This is a genomic window from Nostoc sp. (assembly GCF_036916985.1).
GTDB lineage: Bacteria > Cyanobacteriota > Cyanobacteriia > Cyanobacteriales > Nostocaceae > Nostoc.
On sequence record NZ_JBALFD010000097.1, the window covers coordinates 204,856 to 223,206 of the forward strand.

An 18,351-nucleotide genomic window follows, 5' to 3' on the forward strand; every position below is an offset into this window, starting at 1 on the left:
CCCAAGGTATTACGAATTACGAATTGGTATCAGTCCTACCACAATTACCGCTAATAGCATATAGGCAAAAAGATTAAGTGCCTACTTGCAAATTTCATCATCCAACTCGCTTCAAAGGAACAGAATATGAGTACATTGTACGACAACATTGGCGGACAACCGGCTATTGAACAAGTAGTAGATGAACTCCACAAACGCATTGCTACAGACAGCCTCCTCAGTCCCGTTTTTGCTGGTACAGACATGGCGAAGCAACGTAATCATCTAGTTGCTTTCTTAGCTCAAATATTTGAAGGGCCAAAGCAATACGGCGGTCGTCCAATGGACAAAACCCACGCAGGATTGAATTTACAGCAACCACACTTCGATGCGATCGCCAAGCATCTCGGTGAAGCAATGGCTGTGCGTGGAGTGTCAGCAGAAAACACCAAAGCTGCACTAGATCGCGTCACAAACATGAAGGGCGCTATTTTGAACAAGTAATAGGACTTATGCATTGATTGTTGACAAATAACAACATCAAGTCCTATCGAATCTTGCAAGCTGAAACACATTATGACGTATTTGTAAATTGCGTAATTTTCTTTGTTCTTTGTCAAAACAAATGACAAAGGACAAAGGACAAAAAACCAAAAGAAAAAAATTTTAACGAGGAAGATCGATGAACTTACTGTCAATAATTTTGGCTGTGGAGCGATCGCCCCCAGCAGGCATTTATGCCAACGCTACCAACGATGCTCTACACGCGCTCACTACTGTCGCTCAACTGGCGTGAACGCAACTGACAAACGCACAGACCCACCAACCAACCAATTGCAGGGAAACACGAACAATGACAGAAGAAAACATTAGACAGATAGCTTTCTACGGTAAAGGCGGTATCGGTAAATCTACCACCTCCCAAAACACCTTGGCAGCTATGGCAGAAATGGGTCAACGCATCCTCATCGTCGGTTGCGACCCTAAAGCTGACTCCACCCGTTTGATGCTGCACAGCAAAGCTCAAACAACCGTTCTTCACTTGGCTGCCGAACGTGGTGCAGTAGAAGATATCGAACTCGAAGAAGTAATGTTAACCGGTTTCCGTAACGTTCGTTGCGTAGAATCTGGTGGTCCAGAACCCGGTGTAGGTTGCGCCGGTCGTGGTATTATCACCGCCATCAACTTCTTAGAAGAAAACGGTGCTTACCAAGACCTAGACTTCGTATCTTACGACGTATTAGGTGACGTTGTGTGTGGTGGTTTCGCAATGCCTATCCGCGAAGGTAAGGCACAAGAAATCTACATCGTGACATCAGGTGAAATGATGGCGATGTACGCTGCTAACAACATCGCTCGTGGTGTTCTTAAGTATGCTCACACAGGTGGCGTGCGCTTGGGTGGTTTGATTTGTAACAGCCGTAACACTGACCGGGAAATCGAATTGATCGAAACCTTGGCAAAACGGTTGAACACCCAAATGATTCACTACGTACCCCGTGACAACATTGTTCAACACGCTGAATTGCGCCGCATGACCGTTAACGAATACGCACCAGAAAGCAACCAAGCTAACGAATATCGGACATTGGCTACCAAGATCATTAACAACAAAAACCTGGCTATTCCTACACCCATCGAAATGGAAGAACTAGAAGAATTGTTGATTGAATTCGGTATTCTCGAAAGCGAAGAAAATACTGCTAAGTTAGTTGCTCAGACTGCTGCTGAATAAAGCTCTTGTAGTCAAGTAGTAGCTGCTAAGAAATAACGCTTTAGCACAAGGAAAAAGGAAGAGTTTCATATCTTACCTTTTCCTCTCTCTTCCATCTCCCCCCTAACCTTAGAGGGGACTCCTAGTCCCCCTATGCCCCGATCCTTACGAGTCACAGAGGCTAAGTATGACACCTCCAGAAAATCAAAACATCATCGAAGAAAGAAAAGAACTAATTAAAGAAGTTCTCAGTGCTTACCCAGAAAAAGCTGCTAAAAAGCGCGAAAAGCACTTAAGTGTATACGAAGAAGGTAAGTCCGATTGCGGCGTTAAGTCTAACATCAAATCCCTTCCAGGTGTAATGACCGCTCGTGGTTGTGCTTACGCCGGTTCTAAAGGTGTGGTTTGGGGTCCTATTAAGGACATGATCCACATCAGCCACGGGCCTGTAGGTTGCGGTTACTGGTCTTGGTCTGGTCGTCGTAACTACTACATCGGCACCACAGGTATTGATACCTTTGGTACCATGCACTTCACCTCTGACTTCCAAGAAAGAGATATCGTGTTCGGTGGTGACAAGAAACTTGTCAAACTCATCCAAGAACTAGATGTACTTTTCCCCCTCAACCGTGGTGTTTCCATTCAATCTGAATGCCCCATCGGTCTAATTGGGGATGACATCGAAGCTGTTGCTCGGAAGACATCGAAAGAAATCGGCAAGCCAGTTGTACCTGTGCGTTGCGAAGGCTTCCGGGGTGTTTCCCAATCTTTGGGACACCACATTGCTAACGACATGGTTCGTGACTGGGTTTTCACCAGATCCGACCAAGCGAAAAAAGACGGTACACTCAAGTTTGAAGGTACTCCTTATGATGTAGCCATCATTGGTGACTACAACATCGGTGGAGATGCTTGGGCTAGCCGCATCCTGTTAGAAGAAATCGGCTTGCGCGTAGTCGCTCAGTGGTCTGGTGATGGCACCATCAACGAAATGTTGATGACCCCCAATGTGAAGATGAACCTCATCCACTGTTACCGGTCGATGAACTACATCAGCCGTCACATGGAAGAAGCTTATGGTATACCCTGGTTGGAATACAATTTCTTCGGCCCCACCAAGATTGCTGAATCTTTACGGGAAATCGCTTCCAAGTTTGACGAAACAATCCAAGCAAACGCTGAGAAGGTTATCGCCAAGTATCAACCCACAATGGATGCGGTAGTTGCTAAGTACCGCCCCCGTTTGGATGGTAAGACTGTAGCCATCATGGTTGGTGGTCTACGTCCTCGCCACGTTGTCCCAGCTTTCCAAGACTTGGGCATGAAGATGATTGGTACTGGTTATGAGTTCGCTCATAATGACGACTACAAACGTACCACTCACTACATCGAAAACGGCACCATCGTTTATGACGACGTTACCGCTTACGAATTCGAGGAATTTATCAAAGCGCTGAAGCCTGACCTAGTAGCTTCTGGTGTGAAAGAGAAGTACGTCTTCCAAAAGATGGGTCTTCCTTTCCGTCAAATGCACTCTTGGGATTACTCCGAACCTAGCGATCGCTCCTCAACATCATATAATGCAAGTTTTTTTCGCCGCAGGAGAAAAAAGAGCCTATTTCTAGCCTAAATGCAAGTTGCAGGGTTATTTAGGGATAATCTGTTTTTATGCTTTAAACAATATAACTCTTATTCTGTCTGGCTTTTAGGATTTGTTGGCATTTTGCTTAAAGAAAAACTGTAAAACAAAAGACTATTTTAAATGACGATTTTTTAGATTAAATGGTGCGACGCTGATAGCGTCGCTAACGCTACGCAGGAGCGTCACAGCCCGTCGTAGACATCGACTAGACCGTTGGTGCGATGACGTTTATCTAGTAACTTTTTAGTTTTGCCCCATTTGGTGAGCTTCTGCATAGATTCGCAGCGCTGCGGCCATTCTTTTTTCATAATCTTCACCCTGAGACTGGAACCAAGCCAATGTTTCAGGTTCTATCTGAACAAGAACATTCAACGACGCAACAGGCTTCCACCATCGAGACTTGCTAAAAAACTCCTCACCTAAAGGAGGGATATCGGATGTATCAATTTCTTCTTCTGTCAGAGAATCAACTTTCTCCCAGTTCGTTCTTGAGGTATTGTTCATAGCGTTTTCGTTCATAAGGTAAAGCTTTACGAAGTGAGATAATTCGGATTGTTTCTTCGTCTAGTTCTGTAAAAACTACAACTACAATACGTCCATCAAGCATTCCTAGCCCAATTAATCGATCTTCTCCATAATCTTGACGGTCATCCAGAGAAATCCGAAGTGGTAGTCTGAAAATCCGATACGCATCTGCAAAATCAAGTTCGTGTTTTACAATGTTAACCTCGTTCTTTTGCTGATCCCATTCAAACTTCATATACTTATTTTATCGAATTCTGACAATTAATATGAAAACTGTAATGTGACTACATAGGTAATCTGAGGTAGCGATCGCTCCTCAACATTATATAATGCAAGGTTTTTTAGCGACGAGAGAAAAATTAGCGTATTTCTAGCCTAAATGCAAGTTTTAGGGTTATGTAGTAACAATCTATTTTGATGCTTTAGACAGTATAACTCTTATGCAGTCTCGTTTTTAGATTTTACTTGCATTTTGCTCAAAGAAAAACTGTAAAATGAAAGACTATTTAAAATGAAGATTTTTTAGATTAAATGGTGCGTTGCTCTAAGTGACAAGCCACCCTATATTATTCGTGTGATAGCGCTGATTAACACCTCTAAGTAGGTGGTAAAGGGAACTTAGATTTCTCAATATTTAGTTTATTATCCTGACTGCTACCTGAAAATAAAACGGTGCGTCTTTGGAAATTCTCATAATTTGCTATGCAAGTGTTCAGGCGATCTAGAATTCCTTCACGGACTTCACGCTCTATCGAATACTTTCTTTCCCGATGCTTAAACACAGAAATCTGATCTAAGAATAGTGTTATGGCTTGATAGATAAGCTTCAAATTATAAAGGGAACTAGCTGCTGTCAATTGGACAGCTAAAAACCGGAATTGGGTACTAATCTTACTGGCTTGCTCTTGAGTAAGTCCATGATCTGAATAGTGATAACCGATGACTTCTGCCATATATTGAGCGTGTTTAGCTGCGTCATGAATTTGAAACTGTGCTTTCTCAATAGGAGCCAGAATTTTATCCATTAATAGTTCTGCTGCAAATTGATCTCGAATGTTAGAGTCAGCAATAATGGAAAGTTCCTGTAATTTTTGCTCATGTTTTCTACGGTCTTCCTCTTGAAGTTGATCTAGAATCTTTTCAACAAGATTCACTCCTAAAAACATTTGTTCCAACATAATTTTTGTATTTTCTAGCAGAAGTGATTTACTTTTAATATGACAGGTGTCAACTTGCTCAACAGGATTGATATAAGTTCTCTTATTCTCTAGCAGGGCTGATTCACGCTTAATAGAGGCTAAAACTAGACTCACTACATTAGTATACGTATTTTTTAGTAAAACTCTTTACTTAGAAAGTAAATAAGCAGTATAAATATATTATGTCAGTATGGTAGAAAAATTCTTATGTAACATACATATAAACCTCATCCAAGTTGAGAACCGTAGTTTTTGCCCTCACCCTAAATCCCTCTTCCATATCTGAGAGAGGGACTTTGGAAGTCTAGCTCCCCTTCTCCCATATCTGGGAGAAGGGGTTGGGGGATGAGGGCAAATCTTTTTCATCACAGAAGAACTACAGGTTTCAAGATAGACGTGGTTTAATACTTATGTAACGGTGCGTTAAGTGCCTTTAAAGATTATCTGTGAGATGCACAAGAAGTGGACTGTTGTAGCGATGTCTGCGACGGGCTACGCCTACGCATTAAACCGTCCAATCCTCATATTTATATATTTATACTGGGTGAAGTTAAGCGATCGCCTCTAACTCAGGAATGTGTTCAGTTTCGTAGTTTTCAATTAAAACACTGATAACTTCTATTAGAGACGCGAGTGGATGCGTCTCATCTTCACCAACTTGCTCGATGAGACAATCAAGGATCTCAACTAAGCGTTCATATTCCTCTTCTGTGTGAGGAACAAAGACGTTTTCGGCAATGGATGACCAAGCAGTAATGGTTTGATCTAGGTTTAAGCTTTGCATTATTCCTTCCACTTTCCTTAATCATATTCTGAATGTGTTAAGACAGCCCGAATGTAGACCTTTTGGCGGTTGTAATGAATTGCAGCAATGAGTCGAACTTTGTTACCACCAATATTAAACACTGTCAATTTACCAACTTAATCTGCTGAGGGAAACATTTCACGGAGTTCCACAAATGAGGTAAACTCATTTCCCTCGATCAATCGATACCACTGAGCCAAGGCGTTATTTGTATCTGGATAAAGTTTAGCAAATTCATTCAGCCGTTTACGAGTAATAACGTGCATCTGAAGACCCCTGATGTTTTAATAATTCTGTAATGCATATAATTCACCTCTCCGTGATAATCTTATATTTTAATCATTGCCTTTATTCAACAACACACTACTGTATATTTAGAGGTTGTGTGTTTAGATTAAATGGTGTGATTGGCTAAACTTTTCACGCAACGCACCACATCAATTTAACTTTGTCAGTCCGCTCCAAGCAGGTTGTTAGGTTGTTTGACCGCCAAAGTTTTTTTGATAAATAGAGAAGATAGCCAAGCTATCTTGGCTGAGATCGCGACAGGTTAGTAAAATCGGTACAATAATAAATTCGCTCCGAGCTTTTTCACTAATCAGAGCTAATTGGGTTCGCTTTCCTAAAGTTTCATTTAACCACGAAGGAATAGAAAGAGGTACAAGCTTGGGAAATAGATCGGCTTCTTGGGTAGTGATTCCCAAAACAGCCGAAACTTTTTCTAGAGTAAAGTCGCTGTACGCCATAGTTTTGACTCAGGGATGTTGCCTAATAGACTTGAGGCACAAAAAACTGCTCATTGCGGGGGGCGCGAACATAATCCTCAGCCACAGGTCTAGACGGAAGCTCTAAGGGAGGAGGTGTCATGTCTTCGTAAGGAACTTTACTCAACAAATGATGAATGCAGTTGAGCCGCGCACGTTTTTTATCATCCGCTTCAATGGTAAACCAAGGGGCTTCGGGAATATTCGTGTATGCAAACATGGTATCTTTGGCTTTGGAATATTCTACCCAGCGATCGCGTGATTCCAAATCCATTGGGCTGAGTTTCCAGCGCCTTGCTGGATCATGACTGCGAGAAAGAAAGCGTTTTTCTTGTTCTTCATCGCTGACGGAGAACCAGTACTTAATTAAAACAATGCCCGATCGCACCAGCATTCGTTCAAATTCTGGGCAAGATTGCATGAATTCTTGATATTCTGCTTCGGTACAAAAATCCATCACTCGTTCAACTCCGGCTCGGTTGTACCAACTGCGATCGAAGAGGATAATTTCACCTGCTGCCGGCAGATGTTGCACGTAGCGCTGAAAATACCACTGAGTTTTCTCGCGATCGGAGGGGGTTCCCAGAGCAACTACACGACAGCCACGAGGATTGAGTGGATCGGCAATACGCTTAATTACTCCTCCTTTGCCGGCAGCATCGCGCCCTTCAAATATGACGACAACCCGATAGCCGACGTGCTTAATCCAGTATTGCATTTTGACTAGTTCAATTTGGAGTTGCTCTAGTTCAGTCTCAAAAGTCTTTTTGGGAATTTTTTTGGCAAAAGCTTCTGTACTACCATCAAAAATTCGTTTGGATTTCTTAGATTTTTTCTTGTCTTTTGTCTTTACTAGGCTTTCTCTTAAGTCTGTAGCGGGTTGAGCTAGATCATTATTTTGTTGGTTTTTAACTTCATCAATTGACATTACAGCTATTCCATGCTAATTAATTGGCATAATTAGAGTTTACCTATGTTTATCTATAAAATGTATACCTTACAGCAGTTTTGATGTATTTGAACCACATCTGTCGTAAGGGCACAGCAATGCTCATTAGTGTCAACTTAACGTAAAATGGGCGGTTAGAAACCGCGTCTATACAAACAAAAGCTACCGAATCCTGGGTTTCAAACTCTTAATTTGACTTTAGTCCGCGGAGGCGGACTTTGCCTGTGTAGCCGCGAATTCTATTCGCCAGGTCTTAAGTTGACTGTTTTTAACTTTTGGAGTTTTTCAGGAGTAGTTGACAACCACACGAGAATGGGTTTGGACTTTCTATGCGATCGTCTGCTAGTACTTCAATGGTCAGCTGACTGTTGTAAATCAATTCGTCGTAATCCATCAAAGCATCCCACTTGATCTTGCCAGTTGGGAAGCCTAGCTGTGAAGCAGCATCAGATATTAACTCTTGCCATTTCTGAACTTCTGGATCTTGCGATTTGCAGTAATCGAGAATGGCAATCAATGCACCAGGCTTAGTAACTCGTAAAATCTCTGCAAGAGCGCGGACTGGATCGCTAACGACACAGAGGGTAAATCCCGACGCTGCGGCATCAAAGCTATTATCAGGAAAATCCAGATTGCAGAGATCCGATACCTTGAAAGTGATGTCTGCGGATACGCGCTTTTTACGTGCTTCATCCATCATCTTATGAGAAAGATCGACACCAACGACATGCACACCTTCAGGATAGGCTGGAAGATTAAGACCAGTTCCTACCGCCGCATCCAGTACGGTTTGTCCGGGCTTCAGCTGCAAGGAAGCGATTAGGGGTTCGCGTTCGATGTGCCAGTAACGCTTTAAAATTGCGTCATAATCAACTGCTCCTTGATCGTAGGTTTCAATTACCTGATGTATCTGCATAGATTTTTTAGACTACTTCTTTTAAGTATCTGTTCAACTGGTGGTGTGTTAACGCCCAAACCTCGTGTATTCTACTACTACTTAGATGACTTGACCAGAAGAGGCAGGGGAGCAGGGAGCAGGGGGGAAAGATTCTAAGTTCCCTAGCAAGCGAGGATTCAAGCCCCTGAATTTATTTAGGAAACTCCAAGAAATAAATTATCCAATGGATAGAAACATTTATTTCGAGGCGCATTAAACCATTTGATGAACTTTCAAGCAGAGAGGAATTTGAATGATAAATTCGGTTCCTTTTCCAGGAGTTGAGAAGCACTCTAGTTTACCGCCATGTTTTTCTGTGATGATTTGGTAGCTGATGGACATACCCATGCCGGTTCCTTTGCCCACGGGTTTGGTGGTAAAAAAGGGATCGAATATTCGTTGCTGAAATTCTTGAGAAATACCAACTCCATTATCAGCGATCGCTATTTCTACCCATATTGCATTAACTACCGATGTGCGAATCTTAATTCGACTGGGATTATCCTTGATTTCTTGATAAGTATACTTAGTATTATTTTCTTCTAAGGCATCAATCGCATTCACTAAAATATTCATAAAGACTTGATTGAGTTGCCCAGCATAGCATTCTACTAAAGGTACAGTACCGTAGTCTTTGATCACCTCAATTTCTGCTTGTTCTGGTTTAGCTTTGAGGCGATGTTGCAAAATCATCAAGGTACTGTCGATGCCCTCATGAATATCAACACTTTTGAATTCTGCTTCGTCGATACGCGAGAAGTTACGCAGAGATAGTACAATTTGGCGAATGCGATCGGTTCCCACCTTCATAGAAGACAACATTTTTGGCAAGTCTTCTTGTAGAAACTCCAAATCGATATCTTCGGCAACAGTTTGAATTTCAGTCGCAGGATTGGGATTATACTGCTGATACAACTGTACAATTGCTAATAAATCCTGGGTATATTCCTGTACATGGGCGAGGTTGCCATGAATAAAGTTGACTGGATTATTAATTTCGTGTGCGACTCCAGCAACTAGTTGTCCCAGACTAGACATTTTTTCACTTTGAATAACTTGAGATTGAGTACGCTGCAATTCTCCTAAGGCATTTTTGAGTTCAGTAGTGCGTTCTTCTACCCGATCTTCTAGTTCTTCTTTGCTTTTTTCTAAAGCAGTAAACGATTCGTGCAATTGTCCTGCCATGTGGTTGAAAGAGTTAGATAGGGTATTCAGTTCTTGAATGCCGCTAATTTCTACTGTCTGAGCTAAATTACCAGATGCCATTGCCTCACTTGCCCGATTCAGGCGCAGAATTGGGCGTACAATCCAATGGGAAGTAAACACACCCAGTATTGAGGCAATGCCTAATGCACCCAAACAAAGCACGATCGTGGTACGTGTGTTGGCGTTAATTTGCTCCATGAATGCGTTTTCTGGCACACTCACAACCATCAGCCAATTCAAGCCATACTTGTCACGCCAAGGTAAAACATCGACAAAATACCGTTTTCCTTGTACCTGAAGTTGAAAATCTGTATCTTTGTTGATAGACCTAAACCCAGAGGTTTGAAGGTGTCTGGCAATGTTCTGGATGATTGGATCGGAACTGTCGATCGCCCGTAATCGTCGGATTTCTTGATTGACGAGGAGAAAAGGCTTCTCCTTACCAGAACTGGCAATTAATGTACCATCCCGCTCCAAAAGGAACACCCGCCCAGACTTACTAATATTCAAACTGCGTAAAAAATCGCTGAGTTTCAGCAGGTGAATATCTGCTGCAATCATTCCTAATAAGCGATTTTGCGAATCATAAATCGGACGACTAGCAGAGGCACTGATGTAGGGGCCAGTTGGAAAATTTGCAGTCACAATCTTTGCCCAAATAGGTTTCCCAGCGGCGATGGGTTGGGTATACCAAGATTCACTAAAATTGTTCCAAGTCCATCGAGTATTCACCTGAGTTCGATTACCTTGATTATCTGTGGCATAAGTGACAGTATTATTGGGAAGCTTGGCAGTCCAATCATCAATGCTGATCGTCTTGCCATCATAACGAGCGGCTCCTAGCCCCTCACCCGTTGTTAGTCCAATACCAATATAAGTCAGGTTATAAGCCTGCATCTGATCCCAGAAATACTTACCCAGGATTTTGCGATCGCGTACATCCAAGAGTCCCCTATGGATAGCATCTGCATTGATCTGATTCAGGGTTTGCGGAATGGAAAGATAAGACTTTAAGTGTTCATCCACTACCTCAGTTGTGCGATCTATTAACTGTCCTGCTAGATCGTTAACTGCTCTTTGCCCATTTTTAAAGGACAAATAACCCACTAAACTGACTGCTCCAAAAATTTGGATCAGGAAAGGAACAACAAGAACAATCTGTAACGGGAACGCTTTACCTTTACTGAGATAGTGGATCTTCATTGCTGGAAGCTGAAAGCTCTGCTAATTTTATTTACTTCTATAGTTCCCAAGATGTCCACATATTCACCTTTGTTTAAATTTTTTCGAGTCAAAGACACTATGTTAGTGCTTTGTAGCAAAGTGCAACGCACTACCATATAGCGGTTCTCGTTTCGATGCAATATATTGAACTCTCTCCTAAAAGGCTACGGGTGTATACAGACGTAGGTTAGGTGGAGCGGAGCGCAACCCAACAGATATCAGGATGTTGGCTTTGGCAAAGCCTCCAACGCCACTTGCTACAACGCGGGGAACCCGCGCAACGCAGTGGCTCCCCAACCTACAATTTTTTTTGCAACATTTTAGCCTTGCCATGCCAATAGGTATTTCTAGTTGCCGACTGGGAACAAGGTAAATATCTTCAAAGATGTTTGTAAAGTGTAATTTATAATTCGGAGAAAGATTTTTTGAGATTCACCGGATTCTATATATTTTTTCAGAATAATAGCTCATCTACATCATTTTTTGTCTTCGCTGCACTGGATTTAACTATAAAGGAAATGTTGATGGCAACACAATTTTTTCGTGGAATTAATTATACTGAAAAAGTTATTTCAGATAATAATAAAAAAGTTTTAGGTACTGCTAATCCAGACTGGTTGATTGTAGAAGGTAACAAAAATGTTGTGACTACGGGAAATGGCAACGATGTTGTCTTATTAGGGAGAAAGCTAGACTCAATTTTTAATTTTGATTCTAGCATTTTTAGTGGTCAGGTTTTGCAAACTAGTCCACTGCCTTGTAATTCTAATGGGCTTGATGCAATTGTTCGGACTGGAGCAGGAGATGATTACGTCAGTCTAGGATCAGGCAATTACACAATTTATTTGGGCAGTGGAAACAACTTTTTGGACGATTATGGTGGAAATTATCGATTCGATACTGATGGTAATATTATTGGCTTAGAGTCAATTTCTAAATTGGTTGCTTCAGCCGGTTCGGGCGATGATATTTTCTATTTAAGCGGATTTGCCAACCGAACTATTAATGCGGGAAAGGGTAATAACTTAATTTTGCTGGGAAGCGGAGAGTCCAATATCAATACAGGCTCAGGAAATGATGTTATTAGCAGTGATGCTTCAATATTGACTTATATTTTTGACGCAAAATTACCATCATATAACCAGACTATCAAAGCTGGAAATGGTGATAATCAAATTGCTGTTGTTTCCTATGGCGAAACCACAATTCAAACCGGTAGCGGTGATGATTTTATTCTTGCTGCTGGAATCTCTAACTCAAGTTCTGCAAAAATTTTTGCAGGTAATGGCAACAACACAATTATTACAAACGATACAAACAGCACTATTCGATCTGGCTCAGGTGATGACTTAATTTTTGCTGGTTCAGGTGATGACACTATCTATGGTGGAAATGGAAATGATGTAATCAATCTGCGAGGAGAAACGGTTTGTCTACCGAATTCTTTAAGTAAAGATACAAACCTCTTTGGTTCATCTATTGAGGTAAGAGGTGGGGGAAATGATACGGTCTACTTGGGTCAAGGGAAAGATACAGATACAATAATTTTGGGAAGTAGTGGCTTTGCTACTATTTATGGCTTTGGTAGCAACGATCGCTTAAATGTCAGTGGTTTAAATGCCAGCTTCAGCCAGGTAGGAAATGATACGCTAATTAGTTCATGTAGTGGTTCTTTGGGAATTCTCAAAGGATATACAGGTTCAGTAAATTTGGCGTAGAAGTTGGAGTTGGCGCGATCGCCTAACTGCATAAAATCTGTAAAATCTAAAATCCCCCAAACCTTTATTTTAAGAGGGTTTGGGGGATTTTTAGCGCGGAAATTTTATATAGTGTATCAATTCAGGCGATCGCGTTTATTTTTAGGATACATTGATACATTATTGATGTAGTGTGTTACACAAGTGACAACTTACCCTACTAAATTGATACCATTAACAAAGTAGGGGTAGTTCTCTTTCAGGGAGAAAGCAGCAACATGATTGCAAACAACATGACTAAATTTGCTTTTTAAAATTTAGTTTCATAAGTTAAATTTTTCAATTTGGAGTCATCTATGCAGCAATATAAGGTAACATCAGATAGTTTAAATATACGTTCATCACCTATTGTTAACGATACTAATTTAATTGGGGTTCTTCCGAAATCACACATTGTATCTAAAATCGCAAATTCTAATGATGATAAGTGGTTTAAGGTTGCAACTATTCTCGAAGGGGAAATTTTAGAAGGTTTTGTATCTCAGAAACTTCTTAGTAAGATTACAGCTTTTTCTATCAATACTCTGATTGAAATTGGGGGAATTTCTATTAAACAAGCAGATGGAGAATCTGCAATTTTTTATGAATCAGGTATGAGCATTAATGCTGATGGTGCGCCTAATGCTTATCATCCAGCAGATACAGGAATTGATTTTTTGGCAAATGCTGGCAATCCAGGTAACTGGTGGGCAGTAGTTGTAAATAAAAACGGCAATCCTTTTATTCAGAGCAGTACCGATCCATATCCTGGATACTATATTTCTACAACTGCATTATTCGATTCTGGATTTGTTAAACACGATCCACGCCGATATGTTGATTCCACAAAAATTCCATATATTGTTCTTCCGGGAAATAGTGAGTTTACAAAGCTCACAGGCGTTAAATTAGGAGATTTTGCAGTTGTTTACAACACTAGTAACGAAAAACTTGCTTTTGCAATTTATGCTGACATTGGCCCTAAAAAGCAGATAGGAGAGGGTTCAATCGCTCTATCTCATGCTCTGGGAAACGATCCATTAATCCGCTCAAGAGTCAGGCGAGGAATTCCGAAAGACATTGTTTATGTTGTTTTTCCAGGTTCGGGGAATGGACAGCCAAGAACAACTTCAGAAATAGAAGCTGAAACTAAACGGCTTTTTGAAATATGGGGTGGGATAGAACGGATAAAGTCTCTATAGTAATCCGATAGCGAAGCGGTAGCGAGTCAGACGCTCCTGCGTCGCTAACGCTGCGCTATCGAGCGTCTTTGATTCCTGAATCACTCTTAGAAAAAAGGAACGGATGAATAGATAGTTGTTCTCTATTCCCTGTTCCCTTCATTTTGAGTAATAGCGCACATTCTAACTTGTCGCTGCTGGTTTCTTTCCATTCTTATTCTCCACACTGGCTACGAATGATGGTTGCTCAGTGCTGGGAGTTGGTGACTCGCCTCGTAGTCGTTTACGTCGCTGATTTTTAGGAATTCCTCCCGCCATACCGTACTCGACACTGCTTTTGCCATATCGAGTTGCAACTGCCATTAACATGTGTTCTGTCATATCTCCCAACTCGCCCTCTGTTTCTAGCATCTCACGATATAATTTATCCAAAGTGGAAAGAGCAGTGTTGTAGGCATTTTCTCTAGTTCGCATCGTTTCGATCAGGGTTGAGAAGGCAGGTAAAGTGAGTCCATTGCCTAAATCTAAATTCGGATCAATAGAGTTTATGCTAGCCGCACGACGCACTGCTCTTTCTAACACTAAAGAAGTTCTTTTTCTACGAGCCACGATCTGCACCTTGTAATCCAGTACGGTTAATATTCTTTACCTTAAAAAATTTGCGTATAGATCAGCCTGAGAGAATTCTGGCAAATCTGCAATGGCTTTTGCTACAAGTGCGATCGCTCTCATAAATGCGCGAAATACTGAAATGAGAAAGCAAACTGGGGTTTGAGAAAGTAAAAGCTTATTTTGCTTGCGGAAAACACCAAAATGAGTAAGTAAAAGCTTATTTTACTTGCGGAAAACACCAAAATGAGAAAGCAAAAGCTTATTTTGAGTAAGTAAAAGCTTATTTTACTTGCGGAAAACACCAAAATGAGTAAGTAAAAGCTTATTTTGAGTAAGTCAAATGCCATTTTGCTTACTAAAGACCTCTTGCAATACGGTTCGGTTAAGGTTTTTTGATGAAAATTCTAGATCACAAAGATGCGATAAATCGCCGTCTCTACAATAATCAGTCTTTTGTCTTGACGGCGATTCATTGCGTCTCTTGCTTTAACCGAACCGTATTGAGACCTCTTGGATAAATCAAAAATCAAGAACCCCACCCCGCATTTTAGTTTCGACTTGTGTGTACACCGTAGCCTTTGTAAGGGAGGATTAAGGGGGTAAAACCTGGATTTCAAAGTAACTCCGATTTGTGTGTACACGATAGCCTTAACAAGGGGAGGGGTGTTAGGGACTTTTGCAAAAGGTCTTTAATTCAGACTACAATCGCTGGGCTAAGTACAAAGTAGTTAAGTAACCTTTGGTAATGTGACCATTGAATTTAGTATCAATTAACTCAGCGATCGCATTGAAAAAATGCGCCTTTTTAAGGCTATCTAAACTTAGATGCCCAGAGTAGGTATTTAATAGGTTGAGATATGTCGCAGTATCATATTCTGCATCCCATCGATAAGAACGATATGTCACTTCACCGAAGAGGCCTGTTTGCTCAATTTCGCGCGTTTTAGTAGGTACTTCATGCTCAGGACGAAGAAGCTTGTCATCCTTAAATATTTCAGGAACTAAGCGACGATATAACTCCTGCACCTCCTCAAAGAAGCCATTACTAGCATCACTGTGTACGTGTTCATTCCAAAATAGCGCGATCGCTCCTCCAGGACTGAGGGCTTGGACAGTTTTTTCATAGGCAATTGTAGGATCGAGCCAATGAAAAGCAGTCGCCGCAATCACTAAGTTAAAAGCATTCTTTTCTACTGGCCAATCCTCAAAAGCTCCAATATGAACTTCTACTTGCGGATAGGTAGCCAGCTTTTGTTTAGCAACTAAGCCAAGATTTTCACCAAGCTCAATACAAAGGATACGATAACCTCGACGCGCAAAAGTTATAGTTGCCTGACCAGTACCACAACCAATCTCTAATATCCTTGCTTGTGGAGTTATTCCTGATAGAGACACCACATCGTCAAAAAGTGCCTTTGGATATCCTGGGCGTACCTGATCATACAGCAGCGCTACCTGATTAAAAGTAGTTTTTAACTGACTTCTCTCATCCGTCATAGGTTTATGCAGTCGTTTATTCTTTGAGTGCTGGCTATCTTATGCCCTGGATAACAGTTTAACAAGTCTGCATTAGGGCAAATGGAATAGACATCTCCATAAATTAAAGATGCGTTACCCAGAACTCTTGTAGAGACGTAGCAGTGCTACGTCAAAACAATTCTTCTTCGGAGATGTCTAATAGACATCTCCAAAAATTAAATATGCGTTACCCAGAACCCTTGTAAAGACGTAGCAGTGCTACGTCTTTACATTCTTTTTCGGAGATGTCTAATATACAAAGCGCAATGCACAGCGACTTGATACCATTAACAAAGTAAGCGTCACTATTGATTCGAGTTTACCAGCGATCGCACTGATGCACTATGCTGGTTAAAACTAGAGCTTATGCAAACAATAACCAAAATCATAATTTTCAGGTAGGGGCAATTCATAAATTGCCCCTCATTAGACATCTCCGAAAAAGAATGTAAAGACGTAGCACTGCTACGTCTTTACAAGGGTTCTGGGTAACGCATATTTAATTTCTGGAGATGTCTATTAGATAAAAGTTGCATAATGCAACTCACTAGCTCTTTTATACCCCACAGCTAATTTTTTCATCCCAAGGAGCAGGTTTTCTGACTTGCTGCCACACAGGACTATACACGGCTTCATGCAATTCCCGTGCCATTTCCACTAACCCCGCATAACCAGCGTAAGCATGATGACGTTCATGGTTAATATCCAAAAAAGGAATTTGTGCTTTTAGTGCTGTATATTGATTGCCAGCCCCAGCAATCAACACATCAGCTTTTGTATTCTTGAGTACCTTTAGTAATGTCGGGGGAGTTCCATCAGCCAAAACCATGCCATCTTCACCAAGCAATTGCTTAATTTTAGCTTTCTCTTCTTCTGTACTCTTTTTGTCAGTAGTGGCAATAACTTCCATTCCCAAGTCTTTGGCTGCTAAAATAAGTGACCAACTTTTGACACCACCACTAGCAAGAATAATCCGCTTACCTTTTAATTGAGAACGGTAGGGAGCCAAAGCAATATCTAAGGCTGCTGTTTCTTCTCCAATTAACCATTCTGTCCGTTCTTGCAGAGATTTATCGCCTAATATTGCTGCAACATTTCGCAAGCAATGATTGAGGTTTTCCACGCCATAGAAAGATTCTTCAATATAAGGAATTCCATAATCTTCTTGCATTGAGAGTGCCATTTGCACTGCTACATTCGAGCAAATTACTACATTCAATTTGGCACGATGAGCATAGCAAACTTCTTCATAGCGAGCATCACCTGTAATTTTAGAAAGAACGCGTATACCCAATTTTTTGAACAGTGGTAAAACATTCCACAATTCACCAGCAACGTTGTATTCACCAACGATATTGATATCAAATGGTGTGGTAAATTCTGGTTCAGCCGTTCCAATTACATATTTCAATAAAGTTTCATTACCGATGCGGTTCCCGAAATTTTTACTACCTAAAAATCCTGGTGCATCTACATATATAACTGGAATACCAATTTTGTTTGCAGCCGTTTTACAGACACTATCTATATCGTCACCAATCAAAGCAGTGACACAGGTAGCGTAGACAAATACAGCCGCAGGATTGTAGCGTTGAACAACTTCGAGAATGGCTTTGTACAGCTTCTTTTCACCACCAAAAACAACATTATTTTCACTAAAGTTAGTAGTAAAACCAATTTGGTGTAATTGAGAACCTGATGAAAGGCTACCATGAGTTGCCCAAGGGTTATGAGTGCAAGCAACAGGGCCATGCACTAAATGAGCCGCATCAGTAATTGCTCCCACAGAAACCATCGCTCCATCAAAAGGACAATTCCCTTGAGTTGCACCTGGTTGTGCTGCTTTATTGCAAGACAGTTTTTTGTTCTCATGCAATTTTTTTTGGTTATGTACACAAGCTGCATCGTTGAGTAATTCCTTGATTGTTCCTTGGGTATTTTTCATGTCTTTGCCTCGCGCTGAAGATTAATACAAAAGGGATGAAGAGTAATGAATTCTGTTAGCATCGCGGGGCGTAACCCTCGCTGATTACTGAAGTTAACTGAGTTTAAAACCCCTACTAAATAAGGGCAATTAGAACATATCCTGTGAGAAAGCTGAGTTGCAAACGACACACCACACAAACTTTAACAGGTAGTAAATTCCCTATCTGGACACTTTTTGCGTTCTTCAAAGAGTTACAAAAAATCGTAACTGATGCACTAACACTTTCAGGTAAAACAGCCAACTCCTCTCACATATCTTGTTTCCGTAGGAAATAAGACCTGTTAATCCTTTTGCTATTCTTAGCTTCTCTAAATGTTAGCCTAGCATAATTTTCAAAAATGATTAACTTTTTGATTTTTTGCTGTAAAAATAC

General features: G+C 41.0%; 19 protein-coding genes. 6 read left to right on the forward strand and 13 right to left on the reverse strand.

Annotation, left to right across the window (positions count from 1 at the left end; genetic code table 11):
- Nucleotides 1–126: 126 nt before the first annotated feature.
- From V7L07_RS32410 to nifD, 3 genes are all read left to right on the forward strand, one after another.
- Nucleotides 127–483, forward strand: a complete 357-nt coding sequence (locus tag V7L07_RS32410; RefSeq protein WP_335063626.1) for a globin domain-containing protein — start codon at nucleotides 127–129, stop codon at nucleotides 481–483.
- 349 nt (nucleotides 484–832) lie between these two features.
- On the forward strand, nucleotides 833–1,714 hold the full coding sequence (gene nifH / locus V7L07_RS32415) for a nitrogenase iron protein (RefSeq protein WP_179064204.1): 882 nt from the start codon (nucleotides 833–835) through the stop codon (nucleotides 1,712–1,714).
- 166 nt (nucleotides 1,715–1,880) lie between these two features.
- Nucleotides 1,881–3,323, forward strand: coding sequence for a nitrogenase molybdenum-iron protein alpha chain (gene nifD, locus V7L07_RS32420; RefSeq protein WP_335063627.1), 1,443 nt, complete (start codon nucleotides 1,881–1,883; stop codon nucleotides 3,321–3,323).
- Nucleotides 3,324–3,578: 255 nt separating this feature from the next.
- On the opposite strand, the gene V7L07_RS32425 is transcribed toward nifD, so the two are convergent.
- From V7L07_RS32425 to V7L07_RS32435, 3 genes are all read right to left on the reverse strand, one after another.
- A complete protein-coding gene (locus tag V7L07_RS32425; protein ID WP_335063629.1) occupies nucleotides 3,579–3,839 on the reverse strand; it encodes a BrnA antitoxin family protein in 261 nt (86 codons plus the stop codon).
- Nucleotides 3,802–4,095 carry a BrnT family toxin gene (locus V7L07_RS32430; RefSeq protein WP_334943645.1) on the reverse strand — a complete coding sequence of 98 codons (294 nt, stop codon included), beginning with the start codon at nucleotides 4,093–4,095 and terminating at the stop codon, nucleotides 3,802–3,804. Before V7L07_RS32430 ends, V7L07_RS32425 begins: the two co-directional genes overlap by 38 nt.
- A gap of 361 nt (nucleotides 4,096–4,456) precedes the next feature.
- Nucleotides 4,457–5,173, reverse strand: a complete 717-nt coding sequence (locus tag V7L07_RS32435) for a hypothetical protein (protein ID WP_335063631.1) — start codon at nucleotides 5,171–5,173, stop codon at nucleotides 4,457–4,459.
- A gap of 313 nt (nucleotides 5,174–5,486) precedes the next feature.
- Between V7L07_RS32435 and V7L07_RS32440 the strand changes: the two genes are divergently transcribed.
- Nucleotides 5,487–5,627, forward strand: coding sequence for a hypothetical protein (locus tag V7L07_RS32440; protein WP_335063633.1), 141 nt, complete (start codon nucleotides 5,487–5,489; stop codon nucleotides 5,625–5,627).
- Here the strand turns inward: V7L07_RS32440 and V7L07_RS32445 are convergent.
- From V7L07_RS32445 to V7L07_RS32475, 7 genes are all read right to left on the reverse strand, one after another.
- On the reverse strand, nucleotides 5,610–5,843 hold the full coding sequence (locus V7L07_RS32445; RefSeq protein ID WP_335063635.1) for a hypothetical protein: 234 nt from the start codon (nucleotides 5,841–5,843) through the stop codon (nucleotides 5,610–5,612). The genes V7L07_RS32440 and V7L07_RS32445 overlap by 18 nt on opposite strands.
- 17 nt (nucleotides 5,844–5,860) lie before the next feature.
- Nucleotides 5,861–5,965, reverse strand: coding sequence for a type II toxin-antitoxin system HigB family toxin (locus V7L07_RS32450; RefSeq protein ID WP_335063637.1), 105 nt, complete (start codon nucleotides 5,963–5,965; stop codon nucleotides 5,861–5,863).
- Between the two features lie 15 nt (nucleotides 5,966–5,980).
- On the reverse strand, nucleotides 5,981–6,130 hold the full coding sequence (locus tag V7L07_RS32455; RefSeq protein ID WP_335063638.1) for a hypothetical protein: 150 nt from the start codon (nucleotides 6,128–6,130) through the stop codon (nucleotides 5,981–5,983).
- A gap of 207 nt (nucleotides 6,131–6,337) precedes the next feature.
- Complete coding sequence (locus V7L07_RS32460; protein ID WP_335063640.1) at nucleotides 6,338–6,610, reverse strand: hypothetical protein; 273 nt, start codon at nucleotides 6,608–6,610, stop codon at nucleotides 6,338–6,340.
- 22 nt (nucleotides 6,611–6,632) lie between these two features.
- Nucleotides 6,633–7,556, reverse strand: a complete 924-nt coding sequence (gene ppk2 / locus V7L07_RS32465; protein WP_335063642.1) for a polyphosphate kinase 2 — start codon at nucleotides 7,554–7,556, stop codon at nucleotides 6,633–6,635.
- A 289-nt stretch (nucleotides 7,557–7,845) separates the two neighbouring features.
- Nucleotides 7,846–8,493 (reverse strand): class I SAM-dependent methyltransferase, encoded by a 648-nt coding sequence (locus V7L07_RS32470; protein WP_335063644.1) that lies wholly within the window; start codon nucleotides 8,491–8,493, stop codon nucleotides 7,846–7,848.
- A gap of 234 nt (nucleotides 8,494–8,727) precedes the next feature.
- Complete coding sequence (locus tag V7L07_RS32475) at nucleotides 8,728–10,923, reverse strand: sensor histidine kinase (protein ID WP_335063646.1); 2,196 nt, start codon at nucleotides 10,921–10,923, stop codon at nucleotides 8,728–8,730.
- 545 nt (nucleotides 10,924–11,468) lie between these two features.
- On the opposite strand from V7L07_RS32475, the gene V7L07_RS32480 reads away from it, so the two are divergent.
- Nucleotides 11,469–12,662, forward strand: a complete 1,194-nt coding sequence (locus tag V7L07_RS32480; RefSeq protein ID WP_335063648.1) for a calcium-binding protein — start codon at nucleotides 11,469–11,471, stop codon at nucleotides 12,660–12,662.
- A gap of 335 nt (nucleotides 12,663–12,997) precedes the next feature.
- Complete coding sequence (locus V7L07_RS32485) at nucleotides 12,998–13,882, forward strand: glycoside hydrolase family 75 protein (protein ID WP_335063649.1); 885 nt, start codon at nucleotides 12,998–13,000, stop codon at nucleotides 13,880–13,882.
- A 162-nt stretch (nucleotides 13,883–14,044) separates the two neighbouring features.
- On the opposite strand, the gene V7L07_RS32490 is transcribed toward V7L07_RS32485, so the two are convergent.
- From V7L07_RS32490 to nifE, 3 genes are all read right to left on the reverse strand, one after another.
- Nucleotides 14,045–14,470 (reverse strand): hypothetical protein, encoded by a 426-nt coding sequence (locus tag V7L07_RS32490; RefSeq protein ID WP_335063651.1) that lies wholly within the window; start codon nucleotides 14,468–14,470, stop codon nucleotides 14,045–14,047.
- 702 nt (nucleotides 14,471–15,172) lie between these two features.
- On the reverse strand, nucleotides 15,173–15,970 hold the full coding sequence (locus tag V7L07_RS32495) for a class I SAM-dependent methyltransferase (RefSeq protein ID WP_335063653.1): 798 nt from the start codon (nucleotides 15,968–15,970) through the stop codon (nucleotides 15,173–15,175).
- Between the two features lie 577 nt (nucleotides 15,971–16,547).
- Nucleotides 16,548–17,936, reverse strand: a complete 1,389-nt coding sequence (gene nifE, locus V7L07_RS32500; RefSeq protein WP_335063655.1) for a nitrogenase iron-molybdenum cofactor biosynthesis protein NifE — start codon at nucleotides 17,934–17,936, stop codon at nucleotides 16,548–16,550.
- Nucleotides 17,937–18,351: the final 415 nt, after the last annotated feature.